Source organism: Streptomyces sp. NPDC048353 (genome assembly GCF_055587165.1).
This window is the reverse complement of sequence record NZ_JBVJGU010000011.1, coordinates 1-25,484: the sequence shown is the minus strand read 5'-3', so window position 1 is coordinate 25,484 and position 25,484 is coordinate 1. Positions and strand designations below refer to the sequence as shown.

Annotated in this window: 18 protein-coding genes and 1 pseudogene; 18 read left to right on the top strand and 1 reads right to left on the bottom strand. The window is 72.2% G+C overall.

Annotated features, from left to right (window positions below; all coding sequences use genetic code 11):
* Positions 1–171 precede the first annotated feature (171 nt).
* The 7 genes and pseudogenes from ACZ6RC_RS30545 (at position 172) to ACZ6RC_RS30515 (ending at position 11,399) form a co-directional block, all read left to right on the top strand.
* A pseudogene (locus tag ACZ6RC_RS30545) lies at positions 172–1,733 on the top strand (TIGR02677 family protein).
* Positions 1,730–2,953 carry a TIGR02678 family protein gene (locus tag ACZ6RC_RS30540; protein ID WP_469589340.1) on the top strand — a complete coding sequence of 408 codons (1,224 nt, stop codon included), beginning with the start codon at positions 1,730–1,732 and terminating at the stop codon, positions 2,951–2,953. Before ACZ6RC_RS30545 ends, ACZ6RC_RS30540 begins: the two are co-directional and overlap by 4 nt.
* Positions 2,950–6,381, top strand: a complete 3,432-nt coding sequence (locus tag ACZ6RC_RS30535) for a TIGR02680 family protein (protein ID WP_469589337.1) — start codon at positions 2,950–2,952, stop codon at positions 6,379–6,381. Before ACZ6RC_RS30540 ends, ACZ6RC_RS30535 begins: the two co-directional genes overlap by 4 nt.
* A gap of 29 nt (positions 6,382–6,410) precedes the next feature.
* Positions 6,411–7,091: an SbcC/MukB-like Walker B domain-containing protein gene (locus ACZ6RC_RS30530; protein ID WP_469589334.1), complete on the top strand. Its 681-nt coding sequence runs from the start codon at positions 6,411–6,413 to the stop codon at positions 7,089–7,091.
* Entirely contained in the window at positions 7,088–8,320 is a 1,233-nt protein-coding gene (locus ACZ6RC_RS30525) for a TIGR02679 family protein (protein WP_469589331.1), read from the top strand. Before ACZ6RC_RS30530 ends, ACZ6RC_RS30525 begins: the two co-directional genes overlap by 4 nt.
* 583 nt (positions 8,321–8,903) lie before the next feature.
* Positions 8,904–9,647, top strand: a complete 744-nt coding sequence (cuyB, locus tag ACZ6RC_RS30520) for a cysteate racemase (RefSeq protein ID WP_469589327.1) — start codon at positions 8,904–8,906, stop codon at positions 9,645–9,647.
* Positions 9,648–9,716: 69 nt separating this feature from the next.
* Entirely contained in the window at positions 9,717–11,399 is a 1,683-nt protein-coding gene (locus ACZ6RC_RS30515) for a PucR family transcriptional regulator (RefSeq protein WP_469589324.1), read from the top strand.
* 18 nt (positions 11,400–11,417) lie between these two features.
* On the opposite strand, the gene ACZ6RC_RS30510 is transcribed toward ACZ6RC_RS30515, so the two are convergent.
* Positions 11,418–12,005: an isochorismatase family protein gene (locus tag ACZ6RC_RS30510; protein WP_469589321.1), complete on the bottom strand. Its 588-nt coding sequence runs from the start codon at positions 12,003–12,005 to the stop codon at positions 11,418–11,420.
* Positions 12,006–12,199: 194 nt separating this feature from the next.
* On the opposite strand from ACZ6RC_RS30510, the gene ACZ6RC_RS30505 reads away from it, so the two are divergent.
* The 11 genes from ACZ6RC_RS30505 to menC all read left to right on the top strand — a co-directional run bounded on the left by ACZ6RC_RS30505 (position 12,200) and on the right by menC (position 25,090).
* The gene (locus tag ACZ6RC_RS30505; RefSeq protein ID WP_469589318.1) at positions 12,200–13,525 is read left to right on the top strand and encodes a serine hydrolase domain-containing protein; all 1,326 of its coding nucleotides are present in this window, start codon (positions 12,200–12,202) and stop codon (positions 13,523–13,525) included.
* 21 nt (positions 13,526–13,546) lie between these two features.
* Complete coding sequence (locus ACZ6RC_RS30500) at positions 13,547–14,491, top strand: serine hydrolase (protein WP_469589316.1); 945 nt, start codon at positions 13,547–13,549, stop codon at positions 14,489–14,491.
* Positions 14,488–15,405, top strand: coding sequence for a serine hydrolase (locus ACZ6RC_RS30495; protein WP_469589313.1), 918 nt, complete (start codon positions 14,488–14,490; stop codon positions 15,403–15,405). The genes ACZ6RC_RS30500 and ACZ6RC_RS30495 overlap by 4 nt, the downstream gene beginning before the upstream one ends.
* 211 nt (positions 15,406–15,616) lie before the next feature.
* Positions 15,617–17,218, top strand: a complete 1,602-nt coding sequence (locus tag ACZ6RC_RS30490; RefSeq protein ID WP_469589311.1) for an ABC transporter substrate-binding protein — start codon at positions 15,617–15,619, stop codon at positions 17,216–17,218.
* Entirely contained in the window at positions 17,215–18,258 is a 1,044-nt protein-coding gene (locus tag ACZ6RC_RS30485) for an ABC transporter permease (protein WP_469589306.1), read from the top strand. Before ACZ6RC_RS30490 ends, ACZ6RC_RS30485 begins: the two co-directional genes overlap by 4 nt.
* Positions 18,258–20,075 (top strand): dipeptide/oligopeptide/nickel ABC transporter permease/ATP-binding protein, encoded by a 1,818-nt coding sequence (locus tag ACZ6RC_RS30480; protein WP_469589303.1) that lies wholly within the window; start codon positions 18,258–18,260, stop codon positions 20,073–20,075. The genes ACZ6RC_RS30485 and ACZ6RC_RS30480 overlap by 1 nt, the downstream gene beginning before the upstream one ends.
* A complete protein-coding gene (locus tag ACZ6RC_RS30475) occupies positions 20,072–20,764 on the top strand; it encodes an ABC transporter ATP-binding protein (RefSeq protein ID WP_469589300.1) in 693 nt (230 codons plus the stop codon). The genes ACZ6RC_RS30480 and ACZ6RC_RS30475 overlap by 4 nt, the downstream gene beginning before the upstream one ends.
* A gap of 87 nt (positions 20,765–20,851) precedes the next feature.
* Positions 20,852–21,874, top strand: coding sequence for a dipeptidase (locus ACZ6RC_RS30470; protein WP_469589297.1), 1,023 nt, complete (start codon positions 20,852–20,854; stop codon positions 21,872–21,874).
* 228 nt (positions 21,875–22,102) lie between these two features.
* Positions 22,103–23,185 carry a M20 family metallopeptidase gene (locus ACZ6RC_RS30465; protein ID WP_469589604.1) on the top strand — a complete coding sequence of 361 codons (1,083 nt, stop codon included), beginning with the start codon at positions 22,103–22,105 and terminating at the stop codon, positions 23,183–23,185.
* The gene (locus ACZ6RC_RS30460) at positions 23,182–23,952 is read left to right on the top strand and encodes a GNAT family N-acetyltransferase (RefSeq protein WP_469589295.1); all 771 of its coding nucleotides are present in this window, start codon (positions 23,182–23,184) and stop codon (positions 23,950–23,952) included. The genes ACZ6RC_RS30465 and ACZ6RC_RS30460 overlap by 4 nt, the downstream gene beginning before the upstream one ends.
* A gap of 25 nt (positions 23,953–23,977) precedes the next feature.
* On the top strand, positions 23,978–25,090 hold the full coding sequence (gene menC, locus ACZ6RC_RS30455) for an o-succinylbenzoate synthase (RefSeq protein WP_469589292.1): 1,113 nt from the start codon (positions 23,978–23,980) through the stop codon (positions 25,088–25,090).
* The last annotated feature ends 394 nt before the right edge of the window (positions 25,091–25,484 follow it).

The following is a 25,484-nucleotide window of genomic DNA, read 5'->3' as shown; positions in this document are numbered from 1 at the left end:
GGGAGATCCTAACGGTGGGCCTTGACATCCGGGGCACCTGCGACGAAGCGGGCAGCGCCCGGGCTTGCGGATGCCGCGAGTGCAGGGCAGGCGCGATCAAGAGTGGTGCGAATCGGTCAAGAACTTAAGTCCCTGCCGATCACGGAGAACGGTCCGGGAGGATGGCAGGCGATGGACATGACTTCTTCCCGTCCGGAGGGCCCTCCGGACGGGTACGGGCCCTTCGCGCATCTCACCGCCCCGAACGTGCTGCTCTACCGCTCGGTGATGCGCGCCTTCCTCATGGCCAAGGAGCGGTTCGCCGTGCATCTGCGGCCCGAGGACGTGTACGCCGCGCTGCCCGCCGCCGTACGGCCCGGCGAGTTGGAGGGTTTCGTCGGCGCACTGGACAAGCTGGTCGAGTGGGGGAATCTGCGGGCCGACCCGGACACTGGGCGGGTCACGGCCGTCGAGGACTTCTACCGCAAGCGGTACATCTACCAGCTCACCCGGGAGGGCGAGGCGGCCGAGGAGGCCCTGTCCGCCTACGACGAGGCGCTCGGGCGGCGGGGTGCGCTCCAGGCCGTCGCGCTGCACGACATCGTCACCCAGCTCCGCGCCCTCCTCGTGCTGGCGGCCGAGGAGGCGCCGGATCCGGCCAAGACGCATCTCGCGCTGGACGGGCTCGCCAGCCGGTTCGGGGCCCTGGCCGACAACGCGCGGGCCTTCATGGGGTCCCTGCAGCGGACCATCGACCTCCACGACGTGGGGGAGGAGGTCTTCCTCGCCTACAAGGACCAGCTCATCCAGTACCTGGAACGGTTCATCCAGGACCTCATCACCCTCGGCGGACGCATCGCCCGGCTGATCCTGGAGCTGGAGGAGGGCGGGAGCATCGAGGCGCTGCTGCGCGCCGCCGCCGCCGCCCGGCCGCCGACGCCACGCCACAGGAGGCCACGTACGCCGAGCAGGCCGCGTACGTACGGTGGGCCGGCCGGTGGGCCGGGCTGGCGGCCTGGTTCCTCAGCCGGGACGGCCGGGAATCGCAGGCCCGGCTGCTGCGCGGCCGTGCGCTCGGGGCCGTACCCCAGCTGCTGGCCGTCGTACGGTCGCTGAACGAGCGGCGGGCAGGGCGTTCCGACCGGTCCGCCGACTTCCGTACGCTCGCCCGCTGGTTCGCCGAGGCCCCCGACGACGACGCCCGGCACCGGCTGTGGCGCACCGCCTTCGGGCTGTACCCGGCCCGGCACCTCACGGTGGACGCCGAGACGCTGGCCGCCCGCGCCGCCCGGCCCGAGCCGGCGTCCACTCCATGGGCCGACGCCGAGCCGCTGCGCATCAGCCCGCAGCTGCGCCGTACCGGCAGCTACGAGCGGCGCGGCAAGCCCCGCAAGGTGGAGGACCGGCAAGAAGCGCGCCGCAGACTCGCCGAGGTGGCCGTCAAACAGGCCGCGGAGATCGCGGCCGCGCGGGCCCGGCTCGTCACCGACGGCAGCACCCGCCTGTCCGGGCTCGGCGAGCTCGACCCCGTCAGCTTCCGGCTCTTCCTCCAGCTCCTCGGGGACGCCCTGGCCACCTGGCGGCCCGGTATGACGCACACGGTGGCCGCCAGCAATGACGGGTCCATGGAGATCCGACTCACCGCCTTGGCCGATGGATCCGCGGCCGAGGTCCGCACGCCGGGCGGCGTCTTCCGCGGCCCTGACCACACCATCGAGATCATCGATCTGGCGGAAGGAGACGACGGACTGTGAGTACTCCGCTCGCCGAAGTGCTGGACGGGCAGCACGCCGCGGAACTGCGCAAGGCCGCCCGCGCTCTGTTGAAGCAGCCTCTGCTGCTCGCCGTCGGCGCGTACGCCGACGAGTTCCGTCTCGTCCGGCGGCACGCCTCCGACACCGGCTGGTCCCTCCAGGTCGACGCCGAGACCGCCCGGCTGGGCAAGATCCCTGCCCACCTCGCCGATGCAACCCACCCCGCCCGCGAGGCGACGCGCAGCGCCGCTCCCTTCACCCGCCGCCGGTACGTCCTGCTCTGCCTCGCCCTCGCCGCCCTCGAACGCGGTGAGGCGCAGATCGCGCTCGGTCGCCTCGCCGACCAGGTCGTCCTCGACGCCGCTGATCCGCAGTTGGCCGCGACGGGCATCCAGTTCACCCTGGACCGCCGCGACGAGCGCCTCGACCTCGCCGCCGTCGTACGCCTCCTGCTCAGCCTCGGAGTACTGCGGCGCGTCGCCGGCGACGAAGAGGCGTACGTCAGCGGCGCCGGAGACGTCCTGTACGACGTCGAACGGCGGGTGCTCGCCGGGCTGCTCGCGACCCGACGCGGCCCGTCCACCATCCGGGCCGCCACCCTGGACGAGCGGCTCGTCGGGCTCACCGCCGAAACGGCCCTCGACAGTGACGAACTCCGGTTCCGGGCGATGCGCCGCTCGCTGACCCGCCGACTGTTGGACGACCCCGTGCTCTACTACGACGAACTGACCGACGCCGAGCTGGGCTACCTCACCCGCCAGCGCGGTTTCCTCACCGCACGCATCTCCGAACTGACGGGCCTGGTGGCCGAGGTCAGGGCCGAAGGCATCGCCATGGTCGACCCCGACGACGACCTCACCGACGTCCGCATGCCGGAATCCGGCACCCACGGTCACGTCACCCTGCTGCTCGCCGAGTTCCTCACGAGGGCCGAAGGCATGGTCGTCTCCACGGCAGACCTTGAGCGCCGCGTCGCCGGACTGGCCGCCGAACACGGAGGCTTCTGGGCCAAGTCGGCCCGTGAGCCCGGAGCCGAGGGTGAGCTCGTGGAGCAGGCCGTCAGTCGGCTCGCCGCCCTCGGCCTGGTCTCCCGTACCCCTGAAGGGGTGGTGCCGCGCCCGGCGCTCGCCCGGTACGCGGTCGGCGAGACCGTCGTACTCGAACCCCGCACAATCGGCACCGCTCAGGTGCCCGCGCAGCGAAAGGCCCACCAGCGTTGACCCCCCGTGCCGTACTCCCGGCCCCCGCGCGCGCCCGCTGGCAGCCCCTGCGGATCGGTCTCGTCGATCTTTTCCACTACGACGTGGAGGAATTCCACTTCCGCGACGGGCGGCTGCTGCTCCGGGGGAACAACGGCACCGGCAAGTCCAAGGTGCTCGCCCTGACCCTGCCCTTCCTACTCGACGGGGACCTGAGCGCGCGCCGGATGGAGCCCGACGGAGACGCCGGAAAGAGGATGGAGTGGAATCTGCTGCTCGGCGGCGAGCACCCCCACTCCGAACGGCTCGGCTACACCTGGGTGGAGTTCGGCCGCCGCGACGAGGTGAGCGGCGAGGAGCAGTTCCGTACGCTCGTCTGCGGGCTCAAGGCCGTCAGCGGGCGCGGCATCGCCCGGCACTGGTGGGCGGTGACCGCTCAGCGGATCGACCACGCACCGGCCGGGGCGGTGTCGGAGGGGTCGCTCAGCCTCCTCGACGCCACCAGCACGGTGTTGTCCCGCGACCGGCTCATCGAGGCGGTCGCGGGACACGGAATGGTCTACGACCAGGCCAAGACCTATCGCCGGGCCGTCGACGAGGCGCTCTTCGGGCTCGGGGAGCAGCGCTACGGCGCCCTCGTGGACCTGCTCATCCAGCTGCGCCAGCCCCAACTGTCCAAACGCCCCAACGAAGCCGCTCTCTCCCGCGCCCTCACCGAAGCGCTCCCGCCCATGGACCAGGCCGTCATCGCCGATGTGGCCGAGGCATTCCGCTCCCTGGACGAGGAGAAGGAGGAGCTGCGGGCCGCCGGCGCGGCCGAGCGCGCGGCCTCCGCGTTCCTCGACCACTACCGGCGCTACGCCCGCATCGCCTCCCGCCGCCGCGCACGCCTCCCGCGCAGCGAGCACTCGAAGTACGAGCACCTGCTGCGCGACCTCGCCGAGGCACAGGCCGAGAAGGCCGCGGCCGATGAGGAGCGTGCGGCAGCCGATGAGCGGATCGCCGCGCTCACCGAGACGCAGGCCCGACTGCAGGCCGTCGACGCGGCCCTGCGTGAGGGCCCGGAAATGCGCAGCGCCCATGAACTGGAGCGGGCTGCAAAGGTGTTGGAACGGTGCGGGCAGGACAGCGCACGCGCACGCGCCGACCGAGAGGAGGCCGCGCTGCTGCACACACGGGCGCTCGGGCGCCTCGCGGCAGCGGAGAACCGGTTCCAGGCCGCCGGGCACCGAGTCGAGGACACGCTTCGCCTCGCGCGGGAGACCGCCGCGGCGGCCCGGCTGGACCTGCCCGGGGACGAGGGGCTGACGCCGGCCGAACTGCGCGCCGCTGTGTCCGAGGCGACCGACCGCCGACACCGCGCCCTCGCGCACGTCGAGGAGCTCGCGGACCGCGCCGAGGCGGCGGCGGCCGAGCGCCGGGCCGCCGCACTGCGGCTCGACGAGACGGAAACCGACCTGGCGCACGCCGCCGAGGAACAGGGCGCGGCCGACGAGACCGTGACGGCCGCGAGTCGGGCCCTGGTGGATGCCGTACGCGAGCACGCGGGCCGGTGCGAGGAGCTCGCGTACGCCGACCCGGTCGGACTGTTGGACGAGCTCCAGGAGTGGACCCGGCACCAGGACGGGCCCTACCCGGCACGTCGGCACGGATCGGACGCGCACAGCGCCACGGCAGCGGTACTCGCCGACCAGGCGGCGCAATCAGCGCAGCGCAGGGCAGCCCTGGCGGCCCGTGCCCGAGACGCGGAGCAGGAGCTCGCCGAGCTGGAGGCCGGCGGCCGCCGTGGACCGCAGGCCCCGTACACCCGGAACCCCGGTCTGCGCGATCAGGCGCCGGGCGCCCCGCTGTGGCGGCTGGTCGACTTCCGGGACGAGGTCGCGGACCGGGAGCGCGCCGGCCTGGAGGCGGCCCTGGAAGCGGCCGGGCTGCTGGACGCGTGGGTGCGCCCCGACGGCGCGGCCCTGGCGGCGGACGGTCACGACGTACTCCTCGACGCGCGGACGGGGCCGGTCGACGGGCCATCGCTCGCTGACGTGCTGCGCCCGGCCGTCGACCACGGCGATGCCCAGGCGGCCCACGTGGGTGAGGAGACCGTGGGCCGCCTGCTTTCGGCGATCGGCCTGGGCGAGGTTGCCGGGAACGCGGAGGCGGGCGCCGGGTCAGGGGGCACCGAGCCGGTGGCGGGCACGTGGGCCGCTCCGGACGGACGCTACCGCGCAGGCGTCCTCATCGGCCGGTGGGCCAAGCCTGCGGCCGAGTACATCGGCGAGGGCGCCCGGGAAGCCGCGCGGCGCAGCCGTATCACCACCCTGCGCGCCGAACTGTCCCTTCTCCAGGGGGAGGCGGCAGCCGAGGCCGGGCACGCGCAGGCTCTGGAGACCCGGCGCCGTACGCTCGACGCCGAACTGGCCACGGTGCCCGACGACGGGCCGCTGACCCGGGCGCACGCCCGCGCGGCGGCTGCCGCCGACACCGCGCGCCGGGCCAGGTCCCGTCGTGAGGGACGGGCCGCCGACGCGCTGGCCGCAGCCGAGCGGTCGGAGCTGGCGAGCGCCGAGCTACAGGAGGCCGCCGCCGATCTGGGGCTGCCCCCGGACCGGCCGGCGCTGGCCGTCGTACGGCAGGCCCTCGTCGAACTCGCGGCCGTCCTGGCCGCACTCTGGCCCGCCCTGCGCGAACGAGCCGAAGCGGCACGGCAGGCACAGGAGGAGCGTGAGGAAACCGGCCGGGCGGGGGAGCGCACCGCCGAACTCGCTCTGCGCGCGGAGGAGGCCGCCCGCGAGGCGGCAGCCGCGGACGAGCGGCTCGCCACGCTGCGCTCGACCGTGGGCGCGGCCGTGGCCGAGCTGGAACGGCGGCTGGCGGAGACCGCGGAGGCCCTGCGCGGCTGCGCTGCCGATCAGCGGTCGTCCCAGGACCGCCGCACGGAGGCGGAACGGCAGGCTAACCGGGCCGAAGGCGGGATCGTACAGCTGGAGAAGGCTGTCACCGATGCTGCCGCCGCGCGCTCCGAGGCCGTCGCCGCGCTCCAGCGCTTCACGGCTACCGGGCTGGTCACGGTCGCACTTCCCGAACTCGCCGTACCGGACGCCGCCGACGGTCCTTGGGCGGCCACCCCGGCCATCGCCCTCGCCCGTTCCCTCGAAGCGGAGCTGTCGACGACGGACGACTCGGACGGTGCTTGGGAGCGCGTACAGCGGCGTCTGAGCGAAGAGCTCAAAACCTTGCAGGACGCGCTGTCCCGGCACGGCCATACCGCCTCGGCCCGGATGGTCGAGGAGGGGATGATCGTCGAGTCTACCAGGGCCGCGAGCGCGCCGTACCCGAACTCGCCGAGGCACTGGCGGTCGAGGTCGGCGAACTCACCCGCATCCTCTCCGCGAACGAACGCGAAATCCTCGAAACCCACCTCATCACCGAGGTCGCGGGCACCCTTCAGGAACTGATCGCCACCGCCGAACGGCAAGTCCTCGCCATGAACGCCGAGCTGGAGGACCGTCCGACCTCCACCGGCATGACCCTGCGCCTGGTGTGGCGGGCCTCCCGCAAGGCACCTGCCGGCCTTGCCCAAGCCCGTGGCCGACTGCTCCAGACCGCCGACGCCTGGACTCCCGAGGACCGGGCCGCGGTCGGGGAGTTCCTGCAGACACAGATCGCCCGCCAGCAGACCGAGGACGCGGCCGGCAGCTGGCTGGAACACCTCACGGCGGCGCTCGACTACCGTTCCTGGCACGAGTTCGCCGTCGAGCGGCAGCAGCACGGTCGCTGGGTGCCTGCCACCGGTCCCGCGTCCGGAGGCGAACGCGTCCTGGCGGTCTCCGTGCCCTTGTTCGCCGCGGCCTCCTCGCACTACGCGAGCGCGGCCAGCCCGTACGCACCACGACTCGTCACCCTGGACGAGGCGTTCGCGGGCGTCGACGACGACTCGCGCGCCAAGTGCCTCGGCCTCCTGCACGCCTTCGACCTGGATGTGGTCATGACCAGCGAACGGGAATGGGCCTGCTATCCGCAGGTACCGGGCATCGCCATCGCCCAGCTGTCCCGGGTCGACGAGGTGGCCGCCGTGCTGGTCACCCGCTGGGAATGGGACGGCACGGCTCGTACCCGTCACGAGGACCCGGTGCGCACGCCGGACCCGGAGCCCCTGTGGACGTGAACAGGCCTCCGGTCGACGAAGCCCGCCTGCGTCGCCTCCTCGGCGGGCCCGATCTGGCCTGGCTGCTGGAGCGCGTACGCCGCCGGCTGGAGCGCGGACAGTCCCTCACCGGACCCGTCTCCCTGGCCGTGCCGACCCCGGCCCAACGGGCCGCGGCCGAGCGGCTGCTGGGCCGGGCCCCGGGCGGCGGCAGGGCACTGACGGTCCGGCTCGACGCCGTGGACGCCGTACTGGTCAGATCGGGTATCAGCCCCGGGGGCCTGACGGCGGCCGTGACGACGCTCACCGGGCCCGTCGTCCCTCTCGAAGAGGTCCGCCGGAGTGAGGATCAGGCCTGGGCGGAGGCCTACGCTCCGCTCACCGGGCTCGCCGGAGAGGTTCCGTCCCTCGCGGAATGGGCCGGCCGGGTACGCGAAGACGGCCTTGTGCGGCGTCTCGCCCGTACGCCTGAGGCCGCCCGGCCGCTGCTCGATCAGGTGGCTCGCGTCCTGCGGGAACTGCCGGCCAAGCCGCCGCGCTCTCTCTCCGTGTTCGCCGCGGACGTCCTGGGCAGCGCCCACGCACTGGACGACGGCCCACCCCCGGCGACGCTCTGCCTCTCCGGCATCCGTGCCCTCACCGGACAGCCGGACGGCGCGGGCGCAGCCTGGCGGCGGGCAGCCTGGGCCTCCGCCGGCCTTCTCCGTGACGACGTTTCCTCCACAGTCCTCACCCTCAACCTCCGAGGGACCCCCGCTTTGGACTGGATGGCCGACATGGGGGAGCCGTGCGTACTCACCCTTCGCCAGCTCGCGCACCATCCGCCCCGGACCACGCCGCCGGTGGTCCACATCTGTGAGAATCCCGCCGTTCTGTCGGCCGCGGCCGACACCTACGGCCCGGACGCCCTTCCGCTGGTCTGCCTCCAGGGCCAGCCGTCGGCTGCCGCCCTGGCCCTCCTGGCGCACCTCCACGAGCTCCGTGCCGAATTCCGCTACCACGGCGACTTCGACTGGGGCGGCCTGCGCATCGCCACGACGCTGCACCAGCACGTGCCGTGGCAGCCATGGCGCTACACAGCCGAGGAATACCGTGCGGCGGTAGCCGCTGCCGGTTCTGCTCCCCTGCCTCTGACCGGGATGTCGGCTCTGTCGCCATGGGATCCGGATCTGGCGACTGCCCTCGCTGAGCACGGTGTGCGTATAGAGGAGGAGGCTGTTCTGGACTCGTTGCTGGCAGACCTCGGGTAGGACGTGCGGCTGGTGAGACATGCGACGTGCCGAGACCGGGACCGACGCCAGGACCAGTGACGCTCGTTTGACGCACGGACCCTCACGAGGGGCTGTGAATGGCGATCCATGTGGCCTTTGACCTGCTGCTTTGCTGGCCGACCCCGATTCGTACGTGCTCTCGATGACGCACCACTGGAGTGCGTGGCGATCCAGGATCCGGTCGAGCTTGTCCGCCTCGCCCGGCTGGTTCAGGGCGGGCCGGTTGAGGAGGCGGTCGCGCAGTGCGGCGACGACGAGGTCGGTGAGGGCAGGGTCGTACGTGTGCATGGTGGACCTTCGTGTTGACGATCAGCAGGCCATGACGGGGCCGGTGGTCAGTGAAACCCGCCGTCCGTGTCGAGGAGTTCGGTCGCCACCACAGCTCTGACCTGCCCACTTCGTCCGGGCGGCCAAATGCTCCTGCCAGTGAGGAGCCGTCCGGTTCCCCGTACCAAAACGGACGGAGGTTTGTGGAGCGGGCGACGACACGCGGCTCATTCCGGCGGACCACGATCACGGGAGGCCCCGCGGACGACGGCGGGAACGATCGAAAGGCCCCCGCATGCGTCACGTCACCCGCCCGACCCTCGGCATCCTCGGCGGGATGGGGCCCCTCGCCACGGCCGACTTCTACCGCCGGGTCGTCGAGCGCACCCCGGCCGGCTCCGACCAGGCGCATCTGCCCGTCGCCATGTGGGCCGACCCCGCCGCCCCCGACCGGACGGCGGCGTTGCTAGGACAGGGGCCGTCCCCCGTCCCCGCCCTCGTGGAGGGCGCCCGCTGGCTGCAGCGCGCGGGCGCGACTTGCATCGCCGTTCCGTGCAACACCGCGCACGCCTATGCCGAGCAGCTGTCCAAGGCGACCGGTGTCGAGGTCCTCGACATGATCAGGGCCGCGCTGGAGGCGGCGGCACGCCGCACACCGGGGCTGGAGCGGGTGGGCGTCCTGGCGACCCGGGGGACGCGGCTGACCGGGCTCTACGAGCGGGCTGGCGCCCGGCTCGGGCTCGACGTAGTCCAGGTGTCCACCCCCGTCCAGGGGCGGTATGTGGACGCCGCCATCCGTGCCGTCAAGGGCGGTGCGGACCCGGCCGAGCCTGAGCGCTGGATCGCCGCAGCGGCCGAGAGCCTCAAGGAACAAGGTGCCCAGACGGTGATCGCCGCCTGTACCGAGATCCCGCTGATCAGCGAGGCGGCCGCTCGCGTGCTCCCGCTGGTCGACTCGACCGACGCCCTCGCCGAAGCCGCCGTCGCCCGCCTGTGGCAGCCCGCCGACGCCGTTCGTACCGGGGTACGAACAGGCTGACGTACCCTCGTCCGTACGCACCACATCGCAGGGCTGCGCACGTCCTAACCTGCGGAGATGATCAGGCACATGTCGACGCACCCCGCCCGGAGCCTCAGTCGGGTGCTGGAGGACTTCGGCCACACCCTCCTGGATCTGCTGTACGGCGACCCCGACGCCGCCGGCGAGATCGGCGGCGTCGGGATCCACGATCCGTACGACGAGCAGCACTATCCGGAGCATGCCATCGTGCTCGGCGTCGGTGTGCACGGCGCGGACGAGATCGGCCGGCTGCTGCGGTACCTCGCCGCGCTCGGCGCCACCGCCTTGGTCGTCCGCGGCCCCGTCGACGACGCCGACGAGCTGGAACCGGTCGTGAACGAGACCGGTGTCGCGCTGCTCGCCCTGACCCGCGGTGCCTCCTGGTCGCAGCTGGCGGCGATGCTGCGCACCCAGCTCGCCGAGGGAGACGTGGGCGACGCTCGCGAGGGCGAGGAGCAGACTCTCGGCGGCGTGCCGTCCGGGGACCTCTTCGCCCTGGCCAACGCCATCGCCACCCTGCTCGACGCCCCCGTCACCATCGAGGACCGCCGCTCGCGCATCCTCGCCTTTTCCGGCCGGCAGGACGAGGCGGACGCCCCCCGGGTGGAGAGCATCCTGGCCCGCCAGGTGCCCGAGCGCTATCTGCGCCTCCACGAGGAGCACGGCGTCTTCAAGGAGCTGTACCGCAGTGAGGGCCTGGTGCACGTCCCAGCGCCGACTGTCGGCGACGAGGTGGCATTGCCGCGGGTGGCGGTGGCGGTCCGGGCCGGGGACGAGTTCCTCGGATCCGTGTGGGCGGCGCTGCGCAAGCCCCTCACCCCGGAGCGGGAGCAGGCGTTCCTGGAGGCGGCGAAGCTTGTGGCCCTCCACATGCTTCGCTTCCGGGCGGGTACCGACGCCGAGAACCGGCTGCGCGCCGACCTCGTCACGACCGCGCTGGACGGCGGGGCCGGGGCGGTCGAGGCGCTCGGCCGGCTCGGGCTCGTCGACGAACCGACCCTGGTCATGGCCATGGGCCTCGCTCCCGAGAGGGGCGAGGACCACGCCCACGTCACGGCCGAGCGCCAGCGCCTGGCCTCCGCCCTGGCCGTCCACCTCACCGCCGTACAGCCGCGTTCCGCCGTGGCCCTGCTCGGCGACGTGGCCTACGGGCTCTTCCCAGTCACGGGCGACACCGCCCACGCCCGCGAGCGTGCCCTGCAGGTGGCCTCGAACTTCCTGGCGCGCACGGGCGAACGGGCCGGCGCCGTGATCGGGATCGGCTCGGTCGCCGAGGAGCCCGCCGCGCTTCCGCGCTCACGCGCCAATGCTGACCGGGCGCTGCGCGTGCTGTTCACCGGACAGACCGGGAAGCGTGCCGCCTCCATCGCCGATGTGTACGTCGATGCCCTGCTGATCGAGATGCGGGACCTGGCCGTCGCCAACCGCGACGAGCTCTCGGGGCCCCTCGCTCGCCTCATGGCGTACGACGCCAAGCACAACGCCCACCTGGTCGAGACCCTGCGGGCGTGGCTGGACACCTTCGGCGACGTGATCACCGCCTCCGCGAGCGTGTTCGTCCACCCCAATACCTTCCGCTACCGGATCCGCAGGGTGTCCGAGGTGGGCGAGATCGACCTTCAGGATCCGGCGGCGAGGTTCGCCGCGATGCTGCAGCTGCGCCTGTTGGGCCCGGGGCAGACGCAGAACGGCGGCGAGACCGAAACGGGCCCCGCCGCCCGGCTCGACTGAGAGCCGCCCCGTTCGGAGTCAGAGGCGGACGCCCGCCGGGACCGTCAGGTCCTTGTGGGTGTCGTGGAAGGCGTCAGCGTCCTGGATGGTGCGCACCCAGTCGTAGAACAGCTCCTTCGTCGACAGCGTCTCGATGCCCCGGCCCGCAAGGCGCCGCAGGCCGCGCTCGTGGGCTTGGCCGGGGGAGTAGGCGGCGTCGTCCACGACCACGACGCGCTTGCCGGCGTGGTGCAGCTGGATCGCCGAGTGGGCCACGCAGATGTCGGTCTCGATGCCGACGAGGATCATGGTCGTACGGCCGGTGGCCTCGATGGCGGCGGCGATGTCGGGGTTGTCCCACACGGCGAAGGCGTTCTTCGGCAGGGTGACCGCCTTGGCCGGCAGCACCTCGCGGATCTCCAGCACGGTGTGGCCGCTGGTGTCGGGATCCTCCTCGGTCACCACGACCGGGATGCCCAGGCGGTCGGCCACGGACGTGATCCAGGCGATGCGCCGCACCATGTCGTGGAACCGCTGCCGGTCCACGTCCAGCCGCTTGGGCGGATAGAAATCGGTCTGCACATCGATGATCACCAGGGCGCAGTCGTCGCGGTCGATCAGAGGCATCGTCGTCTCGTCTCCTCATATCCTCGTACGTTGGGTGTCCGCCACCCTAGGAAGGCCCACCGCCCCCGGCGTCGTCCGCAGGACCAAGCTCCGACCTGCATCTTCGTATCCGAGGACGAACCGTTCGGGGGTGCTCCGCACGTACGATTCCCGCCAAGTTCAAGGAGCCGCATCGAGCCACCCGGAGGACGTGCGTGAAGGCCGACATCGAGCACTGGGCGCGTCGCCTGGCGGCGCTGGCCGCCGACGCCGAGGTCCCCGGCGCGAGCGTCGCGTTCTGGTATGACGGTGAGGTGTACGAGTGCGCCTCCGGCGTCCTGAACACCGCCACCGGGGCGCCCGTCCGCACCGACTCGCTCTTCCAGATCGGTTCGGTCACCAAGGTGTGGACCGCGACCCAGCTGATGCTCCTGGTCGAAGACGGCCGCGTCACCCTGGACACCCCTGTCGTGGAGATCCTGCCGGAGTTCCGGGTTCTGGACCGGAAAGCGACGGCCGCCATCACCCTGCGTCATCTGCTCACTCACACCTCGGGCATCGACGGCGACCTGTTCCTGGACACCGGACGTGGCGACGACTGCCTGCGGCGCTACGTCGAGGCGTGCGCCGACCTGGAGCAGACCTTCCCCGTCGGGGACTCCCACTCGTACTGCAACTCCGGATTCGTCATCGCCGGCCGGGTCGTCGAGCGGCTCACCGGCACGGTCTGGGACCAGGCACTGCGGGAGCAGATCTGCGAGCCGCTGGGACTGACCCACACCTGGACGCTGCCCGAGGATGTCCTGCGCTTCGGTGCCGCCGTCGGCCACGACGAGCAGGGCGCCGTGGTGCCGCAGTGGGGACTGCCCCGGTCCGTCGGTCCCGCCGGGCTGATCTGCGCGCGGGCCGCCGACGTGGTCGCCTTCGGCCGCGCCCACCTCACCCCGGGCGCGCTCCTCGCGGACCCGGCCGCACTGCGCCGGGCGCAGGTCGACCTGCCCAATCCGCATGCCGGGGGACGGCAGTGGGGCATCGGCTGGAGCCTGGACGAATGGGACGGCCACCAGGTCGTCTCCCACACCGGCGACACCATCGGCCAGCACGCCGCCCTCTGGGTGCTGCCCGAACTCGGGACGGTCGTCGCCGCGCTGATCAACGGCGGCCGGAGCGTCGAGTTCCAGCACCGGCTCGCCACCGAGCTCCTCCGGGAACTGCACGCGATCGACGTCCCCGCCCCCATCGCCCCGCCCGAGCAGCCCGTCCAGTTCGACGTCGCCCCCTTCACCGGCGTGTACGAGCGCGCCGGCAGCCGGATCCACGTGACCGCGCACGAGGCCGGGCTGCGCCTGCGCACCGAGCCGACCGGCATCCTCGTGGGCCTCGCCCGGTCCCGCACCCTCGACCTCGTCGCCGTCGACGCGACGACCTTCGTCGGCCGCGGTGAAGGGGACTCGATCTGGGACGCCGTGGTGTTCGAGCAGCGCCCCGACGGCCTCTCGTACCTCCACTACAGCGGCCGCGCCACCCCGAAGATCAGTTGACCCACGCGCGATTGGAACCCCATGGCACCATCCTTCGCCGCTGACGAGGTGACCGCTCGCCTCCAGGCGCTTTTCGACGAAGCCGGAGTCGAGGGCTTCGTCCACGCCCGCGACATCGACGGTGACGGCGATGCTCGCGAGGTCGCCCTCCGTGCCGACGCTCCCGTCATCGTCGCTTCAATCCGCAAGATCGCCGTCGCAGTCGCGTACGCCCGCGAGGTGGCGGCCGGAGCCCTCGACCGGGCCGCCCGTCACACCATCACCGCCGCCAACCGCGAAGGCGGCGGCATCGGCACCGACAGCTGTCTGCACGACGTCACCATGAGCACCCGCGACCTCGCGTTCTTCATGCTCTCCATGAGCGACAACGCGGCCACCGACAAGCTCATGGAGATCCTCGGCACAGACCGGGTACGCGCCGTGGCCGCCGCACTCGGCTGCCCGAACCTGCCGGTCGGGCGCTACCGCGACCTGTGGGAGCCGGTCTGGGCAGAACTCGGCCTCGACCCGGACGGCGACATCGACGCCCAGCTGGACCAGGTGAGCGAGGACCGGATCAGGGGCCTCGCCATGCTCGACCCCACCCGCTCCGCGTCCAGCACACCCCGGGAGATCACCTCCCTGCTCACGGCGATCTGGCGGGACCGCGCCGGTCCCGCCGAAGCCTGCGCCGAGGTCCGCGAACTCATGAGCCATCAGCTCTCCACCCACCGCCTCATCGCGGCTTTCGACGGCGACGTCCGTGTCGCGGCCAAGAACGGCTCCCTGTGGGGCGTCCTCAACGAAGCAGCCGTCGTCGAGTACCCCGACGGCGGCCGCTACGCCGTCGCGGTCTTCTTGCGCACCCCCGCCCTCGGCGGCCGCAATCCGGCCGCCGACTCCGCGATCGGCCGTGCCGCACGGACCGCCGTCGACTACCTGCGCCGGGCACCAGCCGCCGCCACAACAACCGAGGAGACGACATGACCACAGCCGCAGCGCGGTCGGCCGGGGCCGATCAGACCCGCACCCTGCTCTCGTCCGCCTTCACCCAGGCCGGTGTCGAAGGGTACGTCCACGCCCGGGACCTCGAAACGGGCGCGGAGTTCGGCCACGGCGCCGACACCCAGGTCGTGCTCGCCTCCGTCTTCAAGATCCCCATCGTCCTCGAGTACGCCCGCCAGGTGGCGGCCGGGGACCTCGACCCGGCCCGGCGTCACACGGTCACGGCCGCGTACCGGGCCGGCGGCAGCGGTACGGACGGCTGTGCGTACGACGTCGAGATGAGCGTCCGCGACCTCGCCTTCATGATGATGACGATCAGCGACAACGCCGCGACCGACCTGCTCCTGGACGTCGTCGGCCCCGACCGGGTCCGCGCCACCCTCGACGAACTCGGCTTCCCCGACTTCGGCTTCTCCTCCTGCGCCGCCCTGGACGACGACATCCGCCGTGAACTCGGCCTCGCGCCGGACCGCTCCCTCGACGAGCAACTGGCCGACGTCCCCGACGAGCGGCTCCTTGCCCTCCGCGCCTGCGCCCCCGGTAGCAGTCCATCGAGCACGCCCCGCGAAGTGACCGCTCTCCTCGCCGCCATCTGGCGCGACCAGGCCGGTCCGGCGAGCGCCTGCGCCGAGGTCCGAGACATCATGGGCCAACAGGTGTGGCAGCACCGGCTGGTCTCCGGCTTCCCCGAACCGAGCGTCCGGATCGCCGGGAAGACCGGCACTGACTTCGCCGTACGCAACGAGGCCGGCGTGATCTCGTACCCCGACGGCAAGCGGTACGCCGTGGGCGTCTTCCTGCGGACCTCGACCGCGGCCACCCGGCAGCCCCTCGCGGACCGTGCGATCGGCCGCGCCGCCAGGATCGCCGTCGACCATCTCCGTAGCCGGACGTGAACGAGCCACCCGTGCCGTCCGCCGCTCCGTACGGACCTCCCACGCCCCGGACCGCTTCCGTCGCGGTCCGGGGCGCACGTGTCTTCGAGGCAGTCGCCCGGCTTGGGATCCACCACCCAACAGGCCCGGCGGCTTTCGTCGCCCCGACTGAATCAATTCCGGCCACCAGCCGCGACTGTGGGGCAACTCTCCCGCCCCAAGGAGTCCCCCTATGAAGCCCCCGACGCCCTCGATGAAGCCGGCCAAGGCGCTGTCCGCCTGTCTGGCGGTGTCCCTGCTGGCGGCCGGCTGTGGCAGCGTCGTTCCGGCCGGATCGTCCGGCGGTGATGCCTTCAGCTTCGCGATCAAGAGCGACCCCGGACTGCTCGACCCCGCGCAGGTGCAGAACACCACCACGTACACCGCGCTGTCGCTCGCGTACGACACCCTGGTGCACGCCGGGCCTGACGGCCGGATCGTCTCCGGACTCGCCGAGAAGTGGGAGGTCAAGCCCGCCTCCGTCTCCTTCACCCTGCGCCGTGGTGTCACCTGCGCCGACGGCAGCCCCGTGACCGCGAGCACCGTCGCCGCGAACGTCGCCCACATCACCGATCCGGCCACCAAGTCGCCCGCGTACGGCGTCGTGGTCCCCGAGGGCCTCACCGCGAAGGCGGACGACAGCGCCCGCACGGTGACGCTCTCCACGCCGGAGCCGTTCGCCTTCACCCTGCAGAGCACCCGCTACCTGTTCATCGTCTGCGGAGCCGGCCTCAAGGACCGCGCGCTGTTGCAGACCGGCACCTCCGGGTCGGGCCCCTTCCGGCTCACCTCCGCCGAGCCGAACCAGAGCTACACCTTCGCCAAGCGCGACGACTACGCCTGGGGACCGGGCGGGGCGACCACCGCCGACGCCACCATGCCCGGTTCCGTCGTGCTCAAGGTCGTCGGCAGCGAGGCGACCACCGCCAACCTGCTGCTCTCGCACCAGCTGAACGGCGCCCAGCTCGCCGGCCCCGACCGCGCCCGCGTCACGAACATCCCCGGGGTGACCACCACCGACCAGGCCAACGGCACCCAGGAGTTCTTCTTCCACCAGGGCAAGGGCCACCCGGGAAGCGACCCGGCCGTCCGCAAGGCCCTGCTCCAGGCCGTCGACTTCGAATCGCTCGGAGCAATCGCCACCGGCGGGACCGGCCGCACCCCCACCGGGCTGGTCATGGAACCGAAGCCTTGCCCTGGCGATACCATCGCCGGCCACCTGCCCACCTTCGACCCGTACGCGGCCGGATCGGCGCTCCACGCCGCGGGGTGGCGCCGCGGCCCCGACGGCTTCCGCATGAAGGAAGGGAAACGGCTCACCCTGCGCATGATCTACGGCACCTCGTCGGGCGAGACGATGGCCGCCGCGGCCGAGTACCTGGCCGAGTCGTGGAAGAAGGTCGGCGTCGACGTACGGCTGCGGGCGGTGTCCGACGCCGCGTACGGCGAGGTGGAAGCGGTCACCCAGGACTGGGACGTGAACTGGGCTCCGCTCGGAGTCACCCTGCCCACCCAGCTGCTCGGCGCGCTGTCCGGCCCCTTCACCCCCGACGGCGGCAACTTCGCCCACCTCACCAACAAGACCTACGAGCGGCTCACCGCCGAGGCGAGCAGGCTCCCCGGCGCCGCCGGCTGCGTCCTGTGGGAGAGGTCGGAGCACGCGCTCCTCGACAGTGCGGACATCGTTCCCGTCGTCGACAAGACCGTCACGATCGCCGCCCACAACGCCACCTTCCGCATCACGTCGGGCCTCTTCGACCCGACCTCGATCCGGATGACGGGAGGACAGAAGTGACCACCTCCGCCACCCCGCCCGACGTGCTCACCCCGCACGAAGCCCCCACCGCCACTGGCGCGTCGCCGCGCCGCCCCCGGCGACTGACGCCGCGCTTCTTCGCTCGGCAGCTGCTCCGCCTGGCCGGTTCCCTCGCCGTGCTCGTCGTCGCCTCGTTCGCGATGATCCACCTCATCCCCGGCGACCCGCTGCGCCAGATGCTCGGCCCGACCGCGCCCAAGGAACTCGTCGCCCAGCGCAGGAGCGAACTCGGGCTCGACGAGCCGCTCGTCACCCAGTTCACGGACTATGTGCGGCAGCTGCTCTCCGGTGATCTCGGCACCTCCTTCTTCAGCTCCCAGCCGGTGGCCGACATCATCGGGCAGGGCCTCCCCAACACCCTGGCCCTCGCTCTCCTCGCCACCCTCACCGCTCTGGCCGTGGCCGTACCGCTGGGACTGTGGGCCGCCGTCCGCACCCACAACGGACGCCGGCGCGGCACCGAGAACGCGTTCACCACCCTCACCGGTGCCGCCGTCGCCATCCCCGAGTACCTCTACGGTCTGGCGCTGCTGCTCGTCCTCTCCCTGGGACTCGGCCTGTTCCCGCCGGCCGGCCTCACCGGGCCCGCCTCCTTCGTGCTGCCGGTCACGGCTCTCGCCATCGCCCCGGCGGCGATGATCGCCCGCCTGGCGCGCGTGGAGACCCTGCGCGAACTCGACACCGACTACATGCGCCTGGCCCACGCCAAGCGGCTGCCCGCCTGGCGGCTGTACGCCGTCCACCTGCTGCCCAACACCCTCACCGCGACCCTGACCATGGGCGGCCTGCTGCTCAGCGGGCTGATCACCGGCAGCGTTCTGGTCGAGAACGTGTTCGCCTGGCCCGGTCTCGGCCTGCGTACGGTCGAGGCCATCACTCAGAAGGACTACCCCGTGGCGCAGGCGATGATCCTCGTCTACGGCGCGCTCGTCCTCGTCGTCAACTTCCTCGTCGACATCCTGCTCGGGGTCCTCGACCCCAAGTCGTCCCTGTCCGCCTCCACCCGCAGGGAGGGCTGATGAGCCGTCTGCTGAGAAACCCCGCCGGTCTGCTGGGCGCCGCACTCGTCGCCCTCATGGTTCTCCTCGCCATCGTCGGCCCGCCGATCTGGGAGGACGCCGCGACCCGGATGAACCCGAAGGAGATCAGCCAGGGAGCCTCCGCCTCGCACCTGCTCGGCACCGACGCCCTCGGCCGTGACCTGCTCGCCCGGACCCTGGTCGCCACCCGGCTGACCCTGGGCCTCGCCTTCATGGCCACCCTGATCGGCACCGTCACCGGCATCCTGCTCGGCACCCTGCCGCAGATCCTGCCCCGGCGCGCGGGCCGAGCGGTCATCGCCACGGTCGACCTGCTGGTGGCCTTCCCCGCCCTGCTGCTCGCCATGTTCACCGCAGTCATCGCCGGCCTCGGCGCCCAGGGCGCCGTCCTCGGCATCGGCGTCGCCCTCGCACCGACCTTCGCCCGGCTCACCCACACCATGACCGCGTCCGTCGCCGGATCCGACTACATCGCCGCGGCCCGCATGCTGCGCGTGCCCCGCCACCGCATCCTCACCCGCCACATCCTTCCCAACATCGCCGAACCGCTCATCCTCAACACCGCCCAGGCCATGGGCGGCGCCCTGCTCGGCCTGTCCGCGATGTCCTTCCTCGGCATGGGCGTCCAGGCACCCTCGTACGACTGGGGCCGGCTGCTCAACGAAGCCTTCGGGCACGTCTACGTCACCCCGTCCGTCGTCGTCGCCCCCGCGCTCGCCGTCAGCCTCTCCGGCCTCGGCTTCATGCTGCTCGGCGACACCTTCGCCAAGGCGGCCGCCCACACCCGCGAACCGGTCGGCAAGCCCGTCGCCCCCGTGGTGGTCCCCGCGCGGGACGAGCCCGTGCCGGACGCCGTCCTGGAGGTACGGGACCTGACCGTCGCCTTCCCCGGCGGCATCACCCCCGTACGGCAGGTGTCGCTGACCGTCCGCGCCGGGGAGATCGTCGGCCTCGTCGGCGAGTCGGGCAGCGGCAAGAGCATGACGGCCGCGGCCATCGGCCAGATCGTGCCCTACCCCGGCCTCGCCGGCAGCGCTCGCTTGCGGCTCGGCGGGGTCGACCTCGACGGCCTGACCGACTCCGAGCGCCGCAAGCTGCTCGGATCGTCGCTCGCCATGGTCTTCCAGGACCCCACCTCCTCCCTCAACCCCGCCCTCCGCGTCGGCGGCCAGCTCGCCGAAGTGGCCACCCTGCACGACGGCGCCACCCGCACCGAGGCTCGGGCCCGCGCCGTGGAACGCCTCGACCGGGTCCGCATAAGGCACCCCGCCGACGTCGCCAAGCGCTACCCACACGAGCTGTCCGGCGGCATGCGCCAGCGCGCCGTCATCGCCATGGGCCTGATGAACATGCCCCGCCTGATCATCGCGGACGAGCCCACCACCGCCCTCGACGTCACCGTCCAGCGCGAGGTCCTGCGGGTCCTGGGCGAAGCGGTCGACGAGACGCAGGCCGGCGCCCTGTTCATCTCCCACGACATCGCCGTCGTCAGCGAACTGTGCGACCGGATCGCCGTCATGTACGCGGGCCGCATCGTCGAGGAACTCCCCGCCGACGGCCTCCACTACGCCCGCCACCCCTACACGCGCGCCCTCGTCGGCTCGCTCCCCGACATGGACACCGACCGCTCGGGGCCCCTCACCACCATCCCCGGCCGCCAGCCAGCGCCCGGCGACATCGGCGACGGCTGCGCCTTCGCCGACCGGTGCGCGTTCGTCACCGCCCGCTGCGCCATCCGCCCCAAGCTGCTCGCCCGTACGGAGACACACTCCGTGGCCTGCTGGGAGGTCCTGTGAACATCAGCGAACTCACCGTCCGTTTCGGCTCCTTCACCGCCGTCGATCGCGTCAGCCTGGAGGTGCCGAAGGGCTCCGCCACCGGGCTCGTGGGGGAGTCCGGCTCCGGGAAGTCCACCCTCGCTCGCGCCGTGGCCGGCCTGACCCCGTACAGCGGAACCGTCTCCGGGGTCGCCCGCGGCCGCGTCCAGATGGTGTTCCAGGACCCGTACTCCTCGCTCAACCCGCGCATGAGCATCGGCGACGCCATCGCCGAGGGCGCCCGCGTTGCCCGCGCCCAGCGGGCGGCGGAGGTCGGACGGCTCCTCGAACTGGTCTCCCTCCCCGCTGCGTACGCCGGCAAGTACCCGCGCGAGCTCTCCGGCGGCCAGCGTCAGCGCGTCGCCATCGCCCGCGCCCTCGCCGCCGAGCCGGAACTCCTCATCGCCGACGAGATCACCTCCGCCCTCGACGTCTCCGTCCAGGGCGCCGTCCTCAACCTGCTGCGCGACCTGCGCGGCGAACTCGGCCTGACCATGCTCTTCATCTCGCACAACCTCGCCGTCGTGCGGTACGTCTGCGACGCCGTCGCCGTCATGCACCACGGCCGGCTCGTGGAGTCCGGCCCCGTCGAGGACGTGATCGGCGCGCCCCGAGACGCGTACACCCGCAGCCTCCTCGACGCGGTCCCGCGCCTGGCCCGCGCCTGAGCCACTCGCTCCTCCTCCCGAGCGTCCGGCGGCCCCACACCCCTTCCAGGGCCGCCGGACGCCTCCTCACCGCCCGAAAGGACCGCCGTGGTTCACGACCTCCACCACCGTGCCGTCGTCGCCGACGCTCACAACGACCTCCTCATGGCCGTCGCCGCACGCCCCCCGAAGCGCTGGGGCTCCTTCTTCCGCGAACGCTGGCTGCCGCAACTGCGCGAGGGCGGCATCGACATCCAGGTCCTGCCCGTGTTCATCGACGACCAGTACCGACCGGAGGGCGCGCTCCGGCAGACCCTCCGCATGATCGAGTGCGCCCACGTCCTCGCCGAGGCCAACGCCGACCAGGTCGCCCTGTGCCTGAACGGCGCCGACATCGACGCGGTCCTCGCCGAGGGGAAGATCGCCCTCGTCCTCGCCCTGGAGAGCGCCCCCTGCATCGATGCCTCCGTCGAACTCTTCCCCACCCTCTTCCGGCTGGGCGTACGGATCGCCTCGATCGCCCACTGGGGACGCACCCCGCTCGCCGACGGCAGCCGCGAGGACGCCACCGGCAGCCGGCTGACCGCACCCGGCGTCGAGGCGCTGCGCGAGATGGAACGCCTCGGGATGCTCTTCGACATCTCTCACCTGTCGGCGAGCGGTGTCGCGCACGTCCTGGAACTGGCCACCCGGCCGCTCATCGCCACCCACTCGTGCGCCCGCGCCCTGCGCGACCACCACCGCAACCTCACCGACGACCAGATCCGGGGCGTCGCCGCCACCGGGGGAGTGGTGTGCGTGAACTTCGTACCGGACTTCCTCACCGACGACCAGGCGAAGGTGAGCACCGACCGGATCGTCGACCACATCGAGCACATCGTCTCCGTCGCCGGGATCGACCACGTCGGCCTCGGCTCCGACTTCGTACGCGAGGTCATGGCGGACGTCACGCCACCCTGCTGCGAGAACCTCGACGACGAGGACCCCATGTTCGACTTCCCCGGACTTGAGGGCCCGGCGGGCATGCCGCTGGTGACCGAGGCGCTGGTCCGCAGGGGTCTGCCGGAAGCGGACATCCTGAAGATCCTCGGCGGCAACATGCGGCAGCTCATGGCCAAGCACATGGGCTGACCTGGGGTGACCTGTCCCTGGAACGGTGTCCGGCCGGTCGTGCGACCCGCCGGGCACCGGCTGTTCGGTCCCTCGTACGAATCCGAGGCCGAGGTTGTCACCACGGCACCAACCGGGCCGCGTCCAGCCTGCCTAGCGTGATGGTCATCCCGATCTGGAGGACCCACCGTGCCGGTTGACCAAGAACCCCGTCCACCGCGAGCGGACGGCGCGTTCGACCTCGACGCCATGCTCGCCGACCTCGAGACACTCGTGACCTGCGAGTCGTACTCCGCCGACCACGCCGCCGTCGCCCGTAGCGCACAGGTGGTCGCCGACCTGGGCAGCCGGTTGCTCGGCGCCCGCCCGGAGACGCTGGTCGTCGACGGCGTCACCCACGTCCAGTGGACCTTCGGCGCCCCGCGCATCCTGCTCCTGGGGCACCACGACACCGTCTGGCCGATCGGCTCGCTCACGACCCACCCCTGGTCGGTGGAGCAGGGCATCGCCCGCGGCCCGGGCGTCTTCGACATGAAGGCCGGCCTGGTCCAGATGTTCCACGCCCTGGCCTCCCTGCCCTCCCTCGACGGTGTGTGCGTCCTGGTCACGGGCGACGAGGAGGTGGGCTCGGAGACCTCCCGCCACCTCATCGAGGATCTGGCACGGCAGTGCGCGGCCACCCTCGTCCTGGAGCCGTCCGCCCCCGGGGGCGTGCTCAAGACCGGTCGCAAGGGCGTGTCCCTGTACGACATCACCGTCCTCGGCCGCGCCGCCCATTCCGGGCTGGAACCCGAGAAGGGCGTCAACGCGGCGACCGAACTCGCCCACCAAGTCCTCACCCTGAGCCGGATCGCCGACACGGTGACCGCGGAGACCGGCCCCGGGACGACCGTCACCCCCACCGTGATGTCGGCGGGCACCACGAACAACACCGTGCCCGCCCGCGCCGAACTCAGCGTGGACGTACGCATCCCCACGGCAGCGGCCCAGGAAGCCGTCGACCAGCTCATCAGGACCCTGCAGCCGCAGGATCCCGAGGCGCGCCTGCGGATCACCGGAGGCCCCAACCGCCCGCCCCTGGCCCCGGCCGCCTCCCACAAGCTCTTCGCACTGGCCGACGACATCGCCCGACGCCTCGGCCTCGAACCCCTGCGGCAGGCAGCCGTCGGCGGCGCCTCCGACGGCAACTACACCGCCGGAGTCGGCTGCCCCACCCTCGACGGCCTCGGCGCCGTCGGCGACGGCGCCCACGCCGACCACGAACACGTCGTCACCACCACCATGCCGGACCGCGCCCGACTCCTGGCCGCACTCGTCGGAGCGATGCAGTGAACGCACTCGACCTCAGGGAACTCCACACCATGGAGGACCTCGACACCGCCAGCCGCCTCTACGCCGACATCTGGGGCACCGACGCCGACAGCTCGCCCGTCTCCGCCGAAATCATGCGCGCCCTGTCCCACGCGGGCAACTACGTCGCCGGCGCCTACGAGCAGGGCCGACTGGTCGGCGCGTCCGTCGCCTTCTTCGGCGACCCCATCGGCACCACCCTGCACTCCCACATCACCGGCACCGCCATGGGACGCGGTATCGGCCTCGCCCTGAAACTGCACCAGCGCGGGTGGGCCCTCGCGCGCGGAATCAAGCGCATCACCTGGACCTACGACCCGCTGATCCGCCGCAACGCCTACTTCAACCTCGTCAAACTCGGCGCCCGCCCTGAGGAGTACCTGCCGTCGTTCTACGGCGCCATGGACGACGCCATCAACGGCGGCGACGAGTCCGACCGCGTCCTGACCGCCTGGGACCTGACCGCGCCCGGCGGGCCGTACGCGTTCGAGCTGCCCTCCGACGTGGCCCACGGCATCCGCGATCACGACGGCCGCCCCGTGATCGGCCCGACCGACGCCGCCACCGTCCTCATCGACCTTCCCGACGACATCGAGTCCCTGCGCCGTACGGACCCGGGCGCCGCCCGGGACTGGCGTCTGGCCGTCCGGCACACCCTGGGCGGCCTGCTCGGCGAGGGAGCCCGCGTGGCCGGATTCCACGACCGGCGCAGCTACGTCATCCACCGCACCGCCGGCCCCACCGCCTGAACACCCCACGAGGAGCCACCCGCACATGAAGACCACGATCTCCGGCGTCGAACTGCGCCGCATCGCGATGCCGCTCGTCGCCCCGTTCCGCACCTCCTTCGGCGTCGAGACCAGCCGCGACGTCCTCCTCGTCCGCGTCGTCACCTCCGACGGCACGGAAGGCTGGGCGGAATGCGCGGCCATGTCGGAGCCCCGCTACTGCTCCGAGTACGTCGACGGCGCCCAGGACGTCCTGCGCCGCTTCCTCATCCCGGCCCTGCCGAAGGACGGCGTGGACGCGGCCACCGTCGGCCGAGCCCTGGAACCCTTCACCGGCCACCACATGGCCAAGTCGGTCCTGGAGACCGCCGTCCTCGACGCCCAACTCCGCCCATCCGGCGAGTCCTTCGGCACCTACCTGGGCGCGTCACGCGACCGCGTCCCCTGCGGCGTCTCCGTCGGCATCATGGACTCGATACCGGAGCTCCTGGACGCCGTCGAGGGGTACGTCTCCGAGGGCTACGTCCGGATCAAGCTGAAGATCGAGCCCGGCTGGGACGTCGAGCCCGTCCGCGCCGTCCGCGAGCGCTTCGGCGACGACCTCCTCCTCCAGGTCGACGCCAATGCCGCGTACACCCTCGTCGACGCCCAGCAGCTCGCCAAGCTCGACGACTTCGGCCTCCTGCTGATCGAACAGCCCCTCGCCAACGACGACATGGTCCAGCACGCCCAGCTCGCCAAGCGCCTGCGTACCCCGATCTGCCTGGACGAGTCCATCGAGTCCGCCGCCGACGCCGCCGCTGCCATCTCGCTCGGCGCCTGCTCGATCATCAACATCAAGCCGGCCCGCGTCGGCGGCTACCTCGAAGCCCGCCGCATCCACGACATCGCCCGCGCCCACGGCATCCCCGTCTGGTGCGGCGGCATGCTGGAGACGGGCATCGGCCGCGCCGCCAACGTTGCCCTCGCGGCCCTACCCGGCTTCACCCTCCCCGGCGACACCTCCGGCTCGAACCGCTACTTCGCCACCGACATCACGGAGCCCTTCGTCCTCGCCGACGGACACCTCGACGTCCCGACCGGACCGGGCCTCGGCATCGAACCGCTGCCGGACGTCCTCAAGGAGGTCACCACGTCTGCGGAGTGGATCGCGTTCTAGGCCTCCGCTGACGACAGCCGACCTCCCGCGCCCTCACAACGACCCCGCCGACGAGTCAGGGCGTTCCTCTGGTGGCAGTACGCCGCCTGGCCCAGGGCAGCACGCCTCGACTGCTGCCGCTACCACCACCTCGCCCTCGGCCAGACCCACGCCGCCGGCTGGGATGGCTTGATCGGTCTCCGACATCCTCTGGACTTCGCGCCCTGCACACCGACGTGACGGCGCCTATGCCTCCCCGGCCGGCGCACGATCCGGGAGGTCTCGCAGACGCGCCACGAGGGAACGGCAGATGCGCTCGATCTCCAGGTCGCGAGCGACTGCATCACTCCAAGCGTCGTTGCCTCGGCGCGGTTGCGCGAGCGCCGTCCGGATCCGGGGCAGGGCAGGACGTGCG